The following is a 14,773-nucleotide window of genomic DNA, read 5'->3' on the forward strand; positions in this document are numbered from 1 at the left end:
CCGGCCGGGCGACGATTATTCTGCCATTATGCAGCTTCGGCAACTACGCCTTTCATACGATTGCCTTTGAAGGCAGAACGGGCTGCGCAAGAAGCTCGGCCAACAGCTTTAACGCCTGCGTTAGCGACTCTCTGTCTCCAGCAACACCGAGCGAAATGCGAACCGCTTCCGGATGCGTTCGGGAAACCGCGAACTCCGAACTAGGTACGACAGCAAACCCGGCGCGTTCGGCATGACTCGCCAAGTCCACCGCCCGCCAATAGGGCGGCATCATCAACCACACATGGTGACCGTGCGGATCGGATTGGTACGCAAACCGCCCGAGAAGCGATTGCGCGATCGCCTGGCGCGCCGTCGCCTCCTCGCGGATCGCCTTCCGGATATCATCGAGCCGCCCCGTCGTGATCCAGCGTGACGCGACCGCGGCGTTGAGTGGCGGAGCCATCAAATTCATGGCCCGCAGCACTCCGGCGAGACGCAAAGCTTGAGCGTCGCTCGGCACCAGCACATATGCGATCCGCAGCGCCGGAGTCGCGCATTTGGAAAGCGTCTCGATGTGCCACGTCAGCTCCGGTGCAAGATCCGCAAAGGAAGCCGGAGCGTCCTTGAGCAGCGACGAGTACGGATCGTCTTCGATGATCGCAACACGGTATTCGCGCGCAATTCTCGCGATCTCACGCCGGCGTGCTTCCGGCAGCGTCGCTGTCGTCGGATTGTCGATCGAAGGAACGACGTAGAGCACCTTCGGTGGCGCACGCTCACAATGCTCTGCGAATGACTCCGGGATAATCCCATCTTCATCCATCGCGACCGGCTGCAGGACATATCCGCGCTGCTGCGCGATCGCCGTGAGGCCAGGATAGGTGACGAGACCGGCAGCAATGGTTTCGCCGGGCCTGACGAGGCAATCGCATACGGCGAACAGTGCGCTCTGTGCGCCGCTCGCGAGTAGCAGCGACGATGGCTTGACGTCCCCAATCCGCTCGCCGAGCCAGATCGCGCCAGCGGCACGATCCGGAACGCTGCCCGCGCTTTCCTGATAACGAAGATGCAGCATGCCCTGCTCGCTCGCGAGCAGATCTGCGATGGTCTCTGGAATGAGATGCCGAAGCCCCGCCGCTGCAGGCTGCGGAGGAATGTTCAGACTGAGATCGACGGCAGGCGCCGCAAATAGCTCGGACCCGCCACTCTCGAGACGGCGGACGAACGTGCCGCTCCCGACCTTTCCATCGATCAATCCCCGGCGGCGCGCTTCGTTGAACGCACGCGTCACCGTTGTCAGATCGACCCCCAAAGCCTTTGCAATCGCCCGCTGGGGCGGCAACCGGGAGCCGGGAGGGACGCGCCCCGCACGGATGTCCGCCTCGAGCGCATCGACGATGCCCATCGATTTCAGCTCGCCGCCTTCCGCCATGCGCGGACGCCACGAAGGCCGATCCAAGATTTCTGGTTTCCTGTCCATACACTAGACTAACATGTATGGATCAACTGCGCAAACGAGTTAGCTATAAAAATCACGAGTAATTGCGCGATTCTCAGAGCAACGGCTTTGCCACTGCGACACTATTCGCATAGATCATTTGTCGTAAACGCATACAATAAGCATACATTAGAAATTGTCTTTATGCGTGATCCCAGCCAGCGAAAGGAACTCCTGATGTGCGCCGACCATGCTCATAAATGGCCAACCCTTTCTCCGATGAAAGTGGGCATCCGCGGACTGTGCCCCCGCTGCGGCAAAGGCAAAATCTTCGACGGCTTCCTCACGCTGAAAAAACAGTGCCCTGAGTGCGGTTTGGACCTCTCGTTCGCCGATCCCGCAGACGGCCCGGCGTTCTTCGTGATGTGCTTCGGATGCATTCCGGCAGCAGCGCTGGCATGTTGGATTGAAGTCGCCTTCGTGCCGCCGTTCTGGGTCCATTTGGTCACGAGCCTGCCCGCGATCCTGCTGACCTGCATTCCGCCGCTACGCCCGATCAAAGGCTGGCTCGTCGCTAGCCAGTATGTTCACAAGGCCGAAGAAGGCCGTCTCGTCTTCGCCGACAAAGAAATGCCGGCAGACGCCGCACATCGCTGAAAGAAGCAGCCTTAGGCGCCGGCGATTCCCCGGCGCCTGTGGAAAAAGCGACAGCTCACGATAAAGATCAAAATTAGTATTAACACTTTTGTATCAAATATAGTACCGAAGGCATCCGGGCGGTGCCTCCGACGGCGAACCTGCCAGAAAGCGGAGTTCGCATGCATTGTGCATTCCTCCTCGCCATTGATCTGTTTCTTCTGATCACCGCGAATGTCATCGTCTTTTTCTTGAGCGTCGGCTTACATCCGGAAGCATTCGCCGAAACTCTTGCCTACTGCGCGTTGACGGTGGCAATCGCGGTTCCCGTGCTTCTGGCATCAGGTCTGAATAGAACCGTCTGGCGATTCACGACGCTGCATGATTGCTCGCGCGTTGTCGTCGCTGTTTTGATGACGATGGCCATCACTGCCGCAGTCGCGGGCGTGCTCTCATATTTCCACGGCGCGCCTCAATTCATGATTGCGCTCCAATTCCTGGTGATGACGGCCGCACTGGTCGGAATTCGCGCCTTGGCGCGGCTACGGTATGCCGGCCGCAGTCGCCGTCGAGCCAATCGCTCAACCTCTGAGCGCGAAGACATCCTCGTCGTCGGCGTCAACGCGGTGACCGGGCTATTTCTCCGATGCGTAACCGAAAGCGGTGGAAGCAACATCGCCGTCGCTGGAATTCTGTCTGAAAATCGCCGCCACCAGAGACGGAGATTAGGATCACACGCCGTGCTTGGGCGCCCCGGCGACATCGTGAAAATTGTGCACGAACTGGATATCCACGGCGTCAAAGTCAATCGTGTCATTCTTGCTCAATCCTTCGACAGTTTAAGCAGGGGTGCGCAGGACGCCATCCTCAAAGCCAAGACAGACCTGAACATACGCGTCGACACGCTGAATGAACGTTTGAGCTTCGATACTTCGGCGATGCCTTCGCCTAATTCCGCCATCAGAAAACGGAATGACATTACAAGCGCGGCCGCAGCAAAACTTGAAGTGCCAACAGCCTATCTGCGCTGCAAGCGCATTTTCGATATCGCCGCTGGCACGCTGATCGGCATCTGCGTCGCGCCGGTGATGCTTCTTGTCGGAGTGCTCGTATTTTTCGATATCGGGCGACCGATAATATTCTGGCAACAGCGGCCGGGCGCGTTAGGCCGTCCAATCCGGATTCTCAAATTCCGCACGATGCGCGCGGCCCGGAGAGCTGACGGGCAGCTGCTGCCTGACACGCAGCGCCTTTCTCCCATCGGAAAATTCTTGCGCCGCATGCGCCTCGACGAACTACCGCAGGTCTATAATGTCGTGATCGGCGAGATGTCGATGGTAGGCCCACGGCCATTGTTACCCATCGATCAATCGCAACAATTTCGCGGGCGTCTCGACGTGAAACCCGGGCTGACTGGCTGGGCCCAAATCAATGGCGGCCGACACCTCTCCGTCGACGACAAGGCGGTGCTCGACTTATGGTATGCGAGGCACGCCTCGCTCCTCCTCGATTTGCGCATCCTTCTGAGCACGGCGCGAACGGTTCTCCTTGGTGAGCGCATCGATCAAAACGCCATTCGCGAGGCATGGCTCGCGCTCGGCGATACATCGAAAGGCGCGGCGGCCGAACGGCAATCAGATTTCAGTGCCCGAAAACAAACGCTCCGGTGGCCTGCCACTGTCAGCATTCAGCCACAGCCTACCTCGGCAGAAAGCGCTCAACCGCAATAACGTCTCATCTCCGGGCAACGATCTGCGAGCACACGTTTGAGACGTTACGGAAATGCATGTGCTCCCGCATCATCGCGCGTCGACAGACACACGCTTATCCGAATCTCAGTTGCGATCGATCGGCCATTCACCGTCGGCATACCAGAGCGCCCGTTGTCGAACAGGTTGAGGCGTGCGCGATGAGCGACGCGGAACCGTCCGCGATTTCGCCGCCGCCATTCCACGATCTGCTCGCCGAGCTCTCAACGGAGACACGAGCAGCCCAGCAGCAAATGCAAAGACAGCCATATTGGCCGATGTTCGTAGCGGATAATCGACAAGGGAGTGAGCAAGCAACAACCCGGTCGCGACCGCCGCCGATCTCATCAAATTGCGATCGATGCGACGCGTATCATCTGTCTCCGCCGCAGTCCACGCCGCGATCCCTCGGCGCACCAGCCAAACGATGCACACCGATAAAAGCAGAAGCCCCGGAATTCCAGTCTCGACCCACAACTCTAGAAGATCGTTGTGTGCGTGATTGACGTACGTCACCGCAATATCGGACGGCTTTTCGAACGTTTGATAAACCGGCACGAACGTGCCGAGACCCGAGCCGAACGGCATGTAGGCTTCTGCAGCAGAAATCGTATTTCGCACGATCGCAACACGAGCATCCGAAACCGCTTCAGCTCCAAATCGGTCCAGGATTCGAAAAAGCGCAAACGGCGAGCACACCGCCACAACGATCGCGATCGCCGCGAGCAGAAATTTCGACAAGTATCTCTGACCTCGTGCGCGGCGACCGCTCATCACAACAATGAAACCCGCCAACAATGCAACGACCGAGAGGAGCAAGCCGGCTCGAGAACGCGCCATCAATTGCCCAGCCAGCAAGACGATCAAAGCCACCGCGAACACGGCAAAGGATGTGACCGTCTTCGAGTCGAACTTCTCCGTCCGCACTTCTGCCAACGCCTCCGCCGTCCCGAATAGCCAGCAGAGGCAGAACAGCATCGCCACATAGAGCAATGCTGCAAAATGATTTCTGTTCGCAAAGAACCCTACAGCTTCGCTCGTATTCGTGACCGTATAAAAGCGCAGACCGCTGTTCGGGCCACCCGCGACTTGCAGAAGGCCTAGAAAAACACTGACGACAGCGACCGCAATGACGACAAGACTGACGCGCCGTCGTTGCTCGTAGCCGAGCGTCAGTACGGAGAGAAATATCGCAATCGGTGGCACTAGGCTAAGTGCGCTCATCCACGTGGCTTCCGGCGACACTGTGAGCGGAAACGCCGGCAATGGATCGCCTAGCAGCTCACACGTACTCACGATCGCGGATCGCCCGGGTAGCGACGCCCATATCGATGGCGGCAACGGAACGAGTTGCAGCAACGGCAATGCAACGACCATCGCAAGTCCCCACAAAACCCATCGCACACTCGACGTTTCGCGAGACTCGATCAGTCCGATCAGGCCAAGCCAGAGCAGCGGCAATGTAATGATCTGCAAGACTGCGTCACCGAGAAAGCCGGCGCGCGTCGCTCCGCCAAGAACGACGGCAAGGAGGAGAACACCTGCAGTCAAATAGGAACTACGAATCCGCTCGATAACCACACGCGCGCCACCACGCTTGATACCGGAGCGCCGTATCGGCTGACGTACACGTCCCCAGCGAGAGCGCAGCGATTGTCGGAAAGCCCGCAACGCCTACACGGCCTTACGGACTGACGGGCGGAGAATCTCCGCCGCCACCGCCTAGCGCTGACACAGCGACGACGACACCGCCGACCGCGGCTGCACCCAGCAGATACGGCATGAAGTCGATCTGCGGCGTTTGCGAAACGGCGAGCGTCTCCGTGCCTTCGATCCATCCGTCATACAGTGCTGACGACGTTGCATTTGACGCCGAACTCGAATTCGCGCCCGTTTCGACCGCGCCGGAACGACCCGTGGCGCACGGCGACTCGGCTTCGACGGTGAACGACATCCCCATACCCAGATACGTCACGCAACCGTCGGAGAACGTGAGCTTCGCCGAGCTTCCCGCTCTGCTGACGAGCGTATCTCCAACGACAACCTCGCGCGAACCGCGAACGGATTGGTAAGCTCCGTCGCGACTGAGCAGCACTTCACCGCTTTGAACGTCAAGGTTTGCTGCATGCACCGTCGGCACGTTGGCGACCAGCAACAATCCGCCAGCGGCCAAAAAATTTCTGCGAATCATTCGATGCCACCCCACAAAAAGCCAACGCATCATAATAGCACATAAGATTCATTTAAACATAATCCATTGTCCTCATCGCTTCAGGGTAAAAAAGATACACACGCAAATTTTCGTACTCCAGACAACATCTATTTGGGCAAGAAGAAAAATGCAAAAATCATAATAATATGTTGTTTTAAAAGAATATTTCTAAATACAGAATTGCAGTTCTGGCTACGTCCATTGAAGCATCTCAACCGCGAGGGTCGTCTTGACATGACACAAAAGCAAAATAGTACGTTAAGACTAGTCTGAATTTTAGTGGTGGCAGTTCGCGATGAGTTCCACACCATGATCGATCTGCACTGCCACATATTGCCGGGCCTGGACGACGGCCCGCGCGATCTCGAAACGTCGCTTGAAATGGCGCGGATGGCCGTCGCCGACGGCATCACAACCATCGCCTGCACATCGCACATCCTTCCCGGCCTCTACCCCAATACCGCCGCGAAGCTGCTCGCCGCAACCGACCATCTGCGCTGCGCTCTGCATCAGTCGGACATAACCCTCGATCTCGTCTGCGGCGCTGATGCTCACATGGATGTGCAGTTCGCTCAAAAACTTTCACGCCGCGAAATTCCGACCATCGCCAACAGCCGCTACGTTCTTGTCGAACCGCCATACCATGTCGCGCCGATCCGCATGGAGCAGTTCTTTTTCGAGATCCTTCTCGCAGGATATGTGCCGATCCTGACGCATCCGGAACGTCTACGATGGGTCTCGGAGCGGTACTCGATATTCGAGCGGCTCGCCCGCCGCGGCGTCTGGATGCAAATCACGGCAGGCTCGCTGACGGGCCGCTTCGGCCGCGAGCCACGTTATTGGGCTGAGCGCATGATCGACGAGGGACGCGTGCACGTCATCGCAACCGACGCGCATGACACGCGCCACCGTCCGCCGGATCTGTCGAGAGGCTTCGAAACGGCCGCTCGGCGCGCCGGCGAGTGCGAAGCAACACACATGGTTTTGACACGTCCGCGGGGTGTATTAGAGAATGAACCGCCATCCAATCTGCCGTTGCCAGTCGGTCTTCAGAACACGGCGTTGCAAGATATGGCCTGAGCAATCTGCGATCATTCAACGCCGCAAATTCCGCTGCCTTTTCGCTATCGCGACGCTCGCCGTCGGGACCTTGCTGAGCGCTTGCGGCACGACGCTCTCCGAAACAGTTGAAGTCGATCCGTCCCAAGTAACGGTTGCTAAAACGGCGCCAACGGAAACTCCTGCGCCGATGCACTCCGTTGCAACCAGCAGCATAGCGTTGCCGCAACAAGCTTCACTCGAAGCAGTTCGCCTAACCTCAGCCGCCGATCCAACAAGCTCAGCCTACAAGATAGGCCCGTTGGATCTCCTCGACGTCACTGTGTTTCGAGTGCCTGAGCTCTCCAAGACCGTGCAGGTGGCCGCCACCGGTACGATCAATCTGCCGCTCGTCGGCGAAGTCCCGGCCGCAGGACACACGGCGCGCGACGTGGAACGCGATCTCACAAAACGCTTCGGCGGAAAATTCCTGCAGTCTCCGCAGGTGAACGTCACGATAAAGGAATACAACAGTCAACGCGTGACGATCGACGGCGCGGTGAGAAAGCCCGGCGTTTACCCGATCCGGGGCGAGACCACGCTTCTGCAATTGATCGCGACGGCCGAGGGGCTGACGGATACCGCGCAGACGGAAATCGCGGTGTTTCGTAAAGCAGACGGAAAAAGTCAGGCCGCGAAATTCGACCTGGATCAGATCAGATCCGGAAACGCCAAAGATCCCGCGATCCTAGAAGGCGATCTTATCGTCGTCTCCGACTCCTCTCTCAAGACGGCGTACCAAGGCTTGCTCAAGGCTTTGCCGATCACGAGCATGTTCATCACCCTTCTATAAGCCAGTCATCCAGATCTGGGACGGACGAGAAAAACGCATGGCGTCTTCCGGCGATGCAAATCAGAACTCCAAAGACGCCAAATCGCGGCAGCTCGAACCCACATCTGGCGTTCCTGGCGACGTCGCAGAAAGCTATCGGCTTTTGCAACCCGTGGGGCGCGATTTCGAGCCCGACGGCCCCGACATCGCGACCAGGATCCGCAACTACCTGCACATCATCAACAAGCGAAAATGGCTCATTCTCGCGATAGCCGCATGCGTGCTGGCAATCGGCACGACCAGAACGCTGATGATGGCGCCGCTGTATACCTCGACGATCCGCCTGCAGATCGATCGCAACGTCGCAAAAATCGTAGACGGTGGAACCGTCACGCCGGTCGAAGGAACCGATAACGAATTTCTCAAGACTCAATACGAATTGCTTCAAAGCCGGAGCTTGGCGGAGCGCGTCGCATCGGCCGCAGGACTCACAGACGACGCAAATTTCTTTCGTCCGCACGAATTTTCGTTCGTGGCAGCGGTGCGAAGTTTCTTAAAGGCAGACGCTGCCAAGGCCCAACAAAGCCGCAGCACACGGATTGATGCCGCCGCTGCAATCGTCCAGGGCAACGTCTCCATACGGCCCGTCGCCGGATCAAGGCTCGTCGATGTTGCTTATTCCGATCCCGACCCCGCTCGTAGCCAGAAAATCGCGTCCGCCTATGCCGACGCGTTCATCGCTTCAAATCTCGACAAGCGTTTTGAAGCCAACGCCTATGCCAAGACGTTTCTCGAAGACCAGATCAAACAGCTGAAATTGAAACTCGAGCAGTCCGAAAAAACCATGCTCGATTTCGCCGAGAAAGAGCAGATCGTCGCGACGAACCAGAACGCCTCCATCACCGAAGCCGATCTCGGACACGCCAACGTCGCCTTGGGAAATATCACGTCAGAGCGCATTCGAAACGAACAACTCTGGCGCCAGGTCGATGCCTCCAACGCGATCAGCTTACCCCAATTTTTGAGCAACGCGGTGATCGACGGCCTGCGCGCCAAGCGCAACGATTTCGTGACCAGCTATCAGGAAAAGCTCGAAACGTTCAAACCCGGTTATCCGGAAATGATTCAGATCAGGAATAAAATTTCGGAGATCGACAAGCAGCTTGCCGCCGAAGTCAAAACCATCCGGGCCTCTCTGAAAGGTGCTTATGAATCGTCCGTCAGTCAGGAGCGGGAGCTCAAGGCACGCGTCGAGCAACTGCGCGCCGATGTTCTCGATGTTCAAAAGCGCTCAATCAAATACAACATCCTGAAACGCGAGGTCGACACCAACCGCGGCCTCTATAATGATCTGCTGCAGCGCTTCAAGGAAGTCGACGTTGCGGGCGGCATCGGAAGCAACAACGTCTTCATTGTCGATAAGGCCAACCTTCCGGGCGCTCCGTCGTCGCCGAAACTCATGCGCGCGATGCTCATCTATCTCTTGATCGGATCTCTCGGCGGGTTCGGCGTCGCCTATCTCCTCGAAGAGTTCGATGATGTCATCGACTCGATCGAAGAAGCCGAGCGCATCGGCGGACTGCCGACTCTTGGCGTCATTCCGTTCACCAGCATCGCAGGCGGCGCCGAAACCGCGCTCGACGACGCGCGTTCGCCCTTGTCCGAAGCCTATCGGTCGCTTTGCACGTCGCTTCAATTCTCGACGGCGCGCGGCATGCCGAAATCTCTGCTGATCACCAGCGCCGATCCCGCCGAAGGAAAATCGATAACGTCCCTCGCCATTGCGCAGCATTTTTCGCGCCTTGGCCTCAAGGTTCTTCTTGTCGATGCCGACATGCGAAGCCCTTCACTTCACAAAGCATTACGAGCCGATAATTCCATTGGATTGAGTTCATGCTTGGCCGGCGTCAGCCAGCCGCCCGATGCAATTCAAACGACGGACATAGAAAATCTGGCTTTCCTCCCATCCGGGCCGTTGCCGCCGAATGCGGCAGACCTTTTAAGCAGCCCGCACCTGATGTCTTTGCTTTCGCTGAGCCTGCAAGCATTTGATCTTGTCGTCATCGACGGCCCGCCGGTTCTCGGCATCGCCGACGCCCCCCTGCTTTCCAACGCGGCGGAAGCGACGGTCTTCGTGATCGGCGCCGGCGTTGCCAGAACAGGGTCCGTCCGCGGCGCACTCAAACGGCTCGATGTCGCAAAAAGTCCGCTCATCGGCAGCGTCGTAACGCGGTTCGATGTCAAACGAGCGGGCTACGGATACGGGAGATACGGCTACGGGTATGGCTACGGATTTTCCTACGGCGAGCACGCATTCTCATATGGCAAATCCGTTCCGCGTTTTGAAACACCGCCTCCGATGGTGCCGTCTCGCGAGCATCCGTCATGAGCGATGCGGATGCCCTGAAAATCGCAATCGATCTTTTCTATCTGCCGTCGCAGGTTCGTGCGACACGCACACGTCCTCTCCCGGAAGGCACGAAGTTCTTATTGCTGATCGCAGCCGGTGATGCCGATGCGATGCTCACAGCACAGGATCTGAGCAGCCGTCCTTCGGCTGCGATTCATGAAGCCGCGACTTTTTTTATCGAGCAAATCCTGCTCGAGCACAGCGCCGACGAATATCGCACGCTCGGCCTCGACCGCACCGCTTCGATCGCCGAATTGCGGGCCCACATGGCGCTGCTGATGAAATGGCTGCATCCCGACATCAACAGCGATGAGCGCCGATCGGCGATGGCGCGCCAAGTTATACGCGCCTGGAAGCAGATCAACTCTCCCGGCAGCGCAACGCGCCGATCACCGAGCATCGGAATCGAAACAGCGGCTTCCCAGAATCGCATCGCCTATTTTGCAACTCCCAAGCGAGGCATGCCCTATCGCGTACCACCCGACGGGTGGCGCATGCGCAAACCCAGATGGATACGGAAGCTCGTCATCGCATTGGCGCGAAAAAGCGCCATTTCATGACGCGAATGGACCATCATCCAAAACATACGCCGTTGCGAATGCGCGCACGAGTGCAACGCCAAGCCTTCAAGTTCGCCGCCGCTGCAGCGTGCTTGGCGTTAGCACTGCTCATTCTTTCGAAATCGATGCTCGTCTCTCTGTTGTCTGCAAACCCGGAGCTTGCGGCTGCATTCGCGAAGTCATCATCCGCTGTTCGGTTTGCGTTGGCCAACCAAACGATCGCCAAAGCTCAGCAGAAAAATCTCGACCAGCTTTTGAAACAGCAAGCCACGGACTGGACAAGCTCGGCTTTGCGAGACGAGCCGTTCAACGCTCAGGGCCTGGAAATGATGGGCTTGCTCGCCGCAAGCGATGCCGATTTTACAACGGCGGAACGCTTCATGTCCGCGGCTTCCCGCCAATCGTTACGGCTGCAATCGGCAGCGTACTGGAACTTGAAAAGCAGATTGGCAGCGCAAGACTACACAGCAGCTGCGGGCTATGCCGACGCATTGCTGCGCGCCAAACCACAATCCATACCCTTCTTGATTTCAACGCTCGTCGCGTTCACCACAAGTCAATCCGGGCACGACGCGTTGGAAAAGTTGCTAGCCGAAAATCCTCCGTGGCGATGGGCGTTCTTTTGGTATCTCAAAGGCCACATCGAAAATCCGTACGTGCCACTGCGGCTTCTTCTGGCGCTGAAAGCAACCTCGCATCCACCGACATCACGAGAAGTCGGCGCTTATCTACGCATTCTGCTGGACAACAAGCTTTATCCATTGGCCCACTATAGCTGGCTGCAATTTCTGAGCGCCGATGAACTTACCCGCACCGGCTTACTCAACAATGGGTCTTTCGAATCCCCACCATCCGGATTGCCGTATGACTGGACGATAAATTCAGGCAACGGCGCCACGATCGAAATCACGCCTAGAGACGATCGCCCTGGCGAACATTCTCTCGCAATCGAGCTCGGTCCCGGCCGCGCCAAGTTCCAGCCGCCGTCTCAACTGTTGGCGCTGTCGCCAGGCCGATACACGCTGACAGGCATGCTGAAAGGAAGCGTCCGAGGCCACAGCGGCTTGATTTGGAAAATCGGATGCCTGCCGAATGCAAAAGCTCTGGCCAAGACCGAGCCATTGTTGGGCGAGCGACGCCAGTGGACCCGCTTCGCCGTTGCGTTCGAGGTACCCAAGGAATGCACGGCGCAAACTCTTGAGCTTGCGCTGGATGCTCACTCAGCCTCCGAAGCCATGATCTCCGGCTTTGCGAATTTCGATGAACTCAAAATCGCGCGGGATTAGTCCCCCACTGCTCACGCTGCAGCGGCCGCAACGAAGCGACTTATCAACAACAGAGCTGCACAAATTATCCCGCAAACGAAACATCTCGTTGCTCCACGAGCGAATTAAGTGTTAGTCCTTTTTAATCATTGGCGCCATTTTCTCCCGCGAGGTGAGTTTCACCAAGCGTGCGGTAGCTTTGCGCATTCCTAATCCATCAGTCGCATCAGCGAGTTTCATCTCTTTTGAAGTCCATTCCAGCATGGTCAGGGTCCGTTGCGACGAACGTTGTCAATCTCGCATTCGGAGTAGCGACCGGCATTCTCGCGGCGCGTCTTCTTGGTCCGCAGGCGCGCGGAGAGCTCGCCGAGATTCAATTCTGGGCAGGCGCAATCGCCGGCCTGGGTATCTGCTCTTTGCCGAGCGCCCTCAGCTATTACATCGCGCGCGGTCAAGGCAGTGTATCGATGGCAGGGAGCGCGCTGACGTCTGCCGTTGCCCTGTCCGCACTCTCGCTGATCGGCGGATTGGTTCTTGTCGCTTTCGCAGTCGGACCCGAACAGCGCAACCTGCAAATTCTCTACTTGCTGGCCTTCCTGCCTGCAAACTTCATCGCACTAACGCTCGTCGCGATCGATCACGGACGCCAGGATTTCGCGCGCTACAATCTATTCCGCTTGCTGCCACAAGCGACGTATCTCGCCGGAATGCTCGTGCTGTGGCAGCAATCAGCGTTGAGCGTTCCTACGTTGCTTGTCGCTTCGTGGCTCGGAACCGCATTGGTGTGTGCCGGCAGATGGAGTCTGATCAGACCTGGCGCAATCAACCTTCCGCGGTTGAGCGAAATGGCTGCACTGCTGAAAACGGGCATTGAATTTCACGCGACTGCCTTCGCGGGCATTCTTTTTCAGAACGCCGATCGTGCCATCTGCATAACCTATTTCTCGCACGCCGATCTCGGACGTTATGCCGTTGCACTGGCGCTGTCGGGGGCCGGACTTGGCGTTGTCTCGAGCGCAACGTCGATCGTGATCTTCCCAAAACTCGCTGCGGCACAAAGCTTCGCCGCACGCCGACACCTCATTCGCAATGCTCTCGGTGCGTCCTGCATCGTAGCGCTGCTCATCAATACAAGCATCGCGCTGGCTATCCCGTTGCTCCTGCCGTTTCTATTCGGGCAGGACTACGCAGAAGCTGTTCCTGCAGCGATCCTGCTTTGTATTGCGCAAATTCCCATGTGCTTCGTGCAAACGGCGACAGTCGCGCTCCGCGCGCTCGATGACTGGCGCGCCGGACCTTACGCTCAAATGACTGCGCTAGCAGTTTTTGTACCCTCCGCCGCCACGCTCATTCCGAACTTGGGGCTCGCCGGAATCGCGGCGTCACTGATGCTTAGCCAGATCGCGGCATCGGCCCTGTTGCTGCGACGCTTGCAGATCTGCATCGGCCTAGGTGTCGTCCAATGCCTGACGCCGGAGTTCCGCTGGATCGTCGATCGACTTCGCTGGAAAAGTGCTTAGGCTAGATGACAGACTACATTCCCAATCCTGCTTCTCGGCTTTTGCGAATCCTCGTGATCGCCGATTCGAAGATCACCGTACCGCCACACGGCTACGGGGGAGCCGAGCGCATATTCGCGCATCTCTGTGAAGGCTTCGCGCGGCGCGGCCATGCCGTTACGCTCATGGCCGCCGAAGGATCAACGAACTACGGCCGCCTTGTCACCTACCCGTGGGCCGGCCAAAGCGCCACTGCCTGGCGAGGCTACTGCAAATTCAATTTCGCCGTCCGAAGCCTGCGCGAACTCCTCGCCGGCCATGATGTCGTACTCGCGGGATGCCGCACCGATTACCTGATTCCATTCCTGCTGGCCGGCACACCTTTGATCTACCGGTTTGGAAATCCGATTGACCGGTCCGATGTCGACCGATTGCAAAATACAGCAAAAGGGCCGCTATCACTCGTCTCGGTCAGCGATCATCAACGCGCTGCATTTCCATCGCGGCGATGGACCACAATCCATAACAGCACCGCCACCCAGCGGGTCGCATTTTCAGAAGAAATCACCGAAGGCTATCTCGCTTTCGTCGGCCGTCTCACGGCAAACAAAGGCGCCGACATCGCGATCCGCGTCGCGAAGCAGACCGGGCTTCCGCTCAAGATCGCTGGAAATATCTCGGACGAGCCGGGCGGCCGCGAATTCTTCGAACGCGAAATCCGTCCTCATATCGGCGGCAACATCGAGTGGATCGGTGAAATCGCCGACAAGCAAAAGTTCGAATTTCTGGCCGCGGCCAGAGGCATGCTTGCGCCGATCCAGTGGGACGAGCCCTGCGCAAACGTCGTCATGGAGTCTCTCGCCTGCGGTACGCCGGTGATTACGACACGACGAGGCTGCATGCCGGAACTCATCCGCGATGGCGTGACGGGCTTCCTCGCGCATGACGAAGATGAAATGGCCTGCGCGGTCACGCGGATCCCGGAACTTTCTCGCTCAACCTGCCGCAAGGAAGCCGAAAACCGCTTCTCGACCGAGCAGATGGTCGAGGCATACCTCGACACCGCATGCGCACTAATCGCCAAGAAACAAATGAGTTCGCGAAAAGCCGAATTACTCGCCGTATCAACCCAACTTTTCCGCAAATAACTTCG

General features: G+C 57.9%; 12 protein-coding genes. 9 read left to right on the forward strand and 3 right to left on the reverse strand.

Going from position 1 to position 14,773, the window contains the following annotated elements; translation table 11 throughout:
* Window positions 1-52: 52 nt before the first annotated feature.
* The gene (locus HYPGJ_RS11260) at window positions 53-1,441 is read right to left on the reverse strand and encodes a PLP-dependent aminotransferase family protein (RefSeq protein ID WP_348270900.1); all 1,389 of its coding nucleotides are present in this window, start codon (window positions 1,439-1,441) and stop codon (window positions 53-55) included.
* Window positions 1,442-1,657: 216 nt separating this feature from the next.
* On the opposite strand from HYPGJ_RS11260, the gene HYPGJ_RS11265 reads away from it, so the two are divergent.
* Window positions 1,658-2,077 carry a DUF983 domain-containing protein gene (locus HYPGJ_RS11265; protein WP_046848341.1) on the forward strand — a complete coding sequence of 140 codons (420 nt, stop codon included), beginning with the start codon at window positions 1,658-1,660 and terminating at the stop codon, window positions 2,075-2,077.
* A 719-nt stretch (window positions 2,078-2,796) separates the two neighbouring features.
* Entirely contained in the window at window positions 2,797-3,786 is a 990-nt protein-coding gene (locus HYPGJ_RS19460; protein ID WP_244466097.1) for a sugar transferase, read from the forward strand.
* 105 nt (window positions 3,787-3,891) lie between these two features.
* On the opposite strand, the gene HYPGJ_RS11275 is transcribed toward HYPGJ_RS19460, so the two are convergent.
* Both HYPGJ_RS11275 and HYPGJ_RS11280 read right to left on the reverse strand, forming a co-directional pair.
* Entirely contained in the window at window positions 3,892-5,355 is a 1,464-nt protein-coding gene (locus HYPGJ_RS11275) for an O-antigen ligase family protein (RefSeq protein ID WP_244466098.1), read from the reverse strand.
* Window positions 5,356-5,488: 133 nt separating this feature from the next.
* Complete coding sequence (locus HYPGJ_RS11280) at window positions 5,489-5,995, reverse strand: hypothetical protein (RefSeq protein ID WP_046847254.1); 507 nt, start codon at window positions 5,993-5,995, stop codon at window positions 5,489-5,491.
* Window positions 5,996-6,298: 303 nt separating this feature from the next.
* On the opposite strand from HYPGJ_RS11280, the gene HYPGJ_RS11285 reads away from it, so the two are divergent.
* The 7 genes from HYPGJ_RS11285 to HYPGJ_RS11315 all read left to right on the forward strand — a co-directional run bounded on the left by HYPGJ_RS11285 (window position 6,299) and on the right by HYPGJ_RS11315 (window position 14,768).
* Window positions 6,299-7,096 (forward strand): CpsB/CapC family capsule biosynthesis tyrosine phosphatase, encoded by a 798-nt coding sequence (locus tag HYPGJ_RS11285; RefSeq protein ID WP_244466099.1) that lies wholly within the window; start codon window positions 6,299-6,301, stop codon window positions 7,094-7,096.
* 169 nt (window positions 7,097-7,265) lie between these two features.
* A complete protein-coding gene (locus HYPGJ_RS11290; protein WP_244466100.1) occupies window positions 7,266-7,907 on the forward strand; it encodes a polysaccharide biosynthesis/export family protein in 642 nt (213 codons plus the stop codon).
* Between the two features lie 37 nt (window positions 7,908-7,944).
* Window positions 7,945-10,275 carry a polysaccharide biosynthesis tyrosine autokinase gene (locus tag HYPGJ_RS11295; RefSeq protein ID WP_046847256.1) on the forward strand — a complete coding sequence of 777 codons (2,331 nt, stop codon included), beginning with the start codon at window positions 7,945-7,947 and terminating at the stop codon, window positions 10,273-10,275.
* Window positions 10,272-10,856, forward strand: a complete 585-nt coding sequence (locus tag HYPGJ_RS11300; protein ID WP_046847257.1) for a molecular chaperone DnaJ — start codon at window positions 10,272-10,274, stop codon at window positions 10,854-10,856. The genes HYPGJ_RS11295 and HYPGJ_RS11300 overlap by 4 nt, the downstream gene beginning before the upstream one ends.
* Before the next feature lie 50 nt (window positions 10,857-10,906).
* The gene (locus HYPGJ_RS11305; protein ID WP_244466101.1) at window positions 10,907-12,142 is read left to right on the forward strand and encodes a hypothetical protein; all 1,236 of its coding nucleotides are present in this window, start codon (window positions 10,907-10,909) and stop codon (window positions 12,140-12,142) included.
* Window positions 12,143-12,366: 224 nt separating this feature from the next.
* A complete protein-coding gene (locus HYPGJ_RS11310; RefSeq protein WP_046847258.1) occupies window positions 12,367-13,641 on the forward strand; it encodes an oligosaccharide flippase family protein in 1,275 nt (424 codons plus the stop codon).
* Between the two features lie 5 nt (window positions 13,642-13,646).
* Complete coding sequence (locus HYPGJ_RS11315; protein WP_046847259.1) at window positions 13,647-14,768, forward strand: glycosyltransferase family 4 protein; 1,122 nt, start codon at window positions 13,647-13,649, stop codon at window positions 14,766-14,768.
* Window positions 14,769-14,773: the final 5 nt, after the last annotated feature.

It is taken from the genome of Hyphomicrobium sp. GJ21 (assembly GCF_001006785.1).
Lineage (GTDB): Bacteria > Pseudomonadota > Alphaproteobacteria > Rhizobiales > Hyphomicrobiaceae > Hyphomicrobium_B.

Coding starts and splice junctions, on each gene's coding strand:
- HYPGJ_RS11295 (WP_046847256.1), top strand. CDS start 7,945: ATGGCGTCTTCCGGCGATGCAAATCAGAACTCCAAAGACGCCAAATCG.
- HYPGJ_RS11290 (WP_244466100.1), top strand. CDS start 7,266: ATGCACTCCGTTGCAACCAGCAGCATAGCGTTGCCGCAACAAGCTTCA.
- HYPGJ_RS11315 (WP_046847259.1), top strand. CDS start 13,647: ATGACAGACTACATTCCCAATCCTGCTTCTCGGCTTTTGCGAATCCTC.
- HYPGJ_RS11265 (WP_046848341.1), top strand. CDS start 1,658: ATGTGCGCCGACCATGCTCATAAATGGCCAACCCTTTCTCCGATGAAA.
- HYPGJ_RS11280 (WP_046847254.1), bottom strand. CDS start 5,995: ATGATTCGCAGAAATTTTTTGGCCGCTGGCGGATTGTTGCTGGTCGCC.
- HYPGJ_RS11300 (WP_046847257.1), top strand. CDS start 10,272: ATGAGCGATGCGGATGCCCTGAAAATCGCAATCGATCTTTTCTATCTG.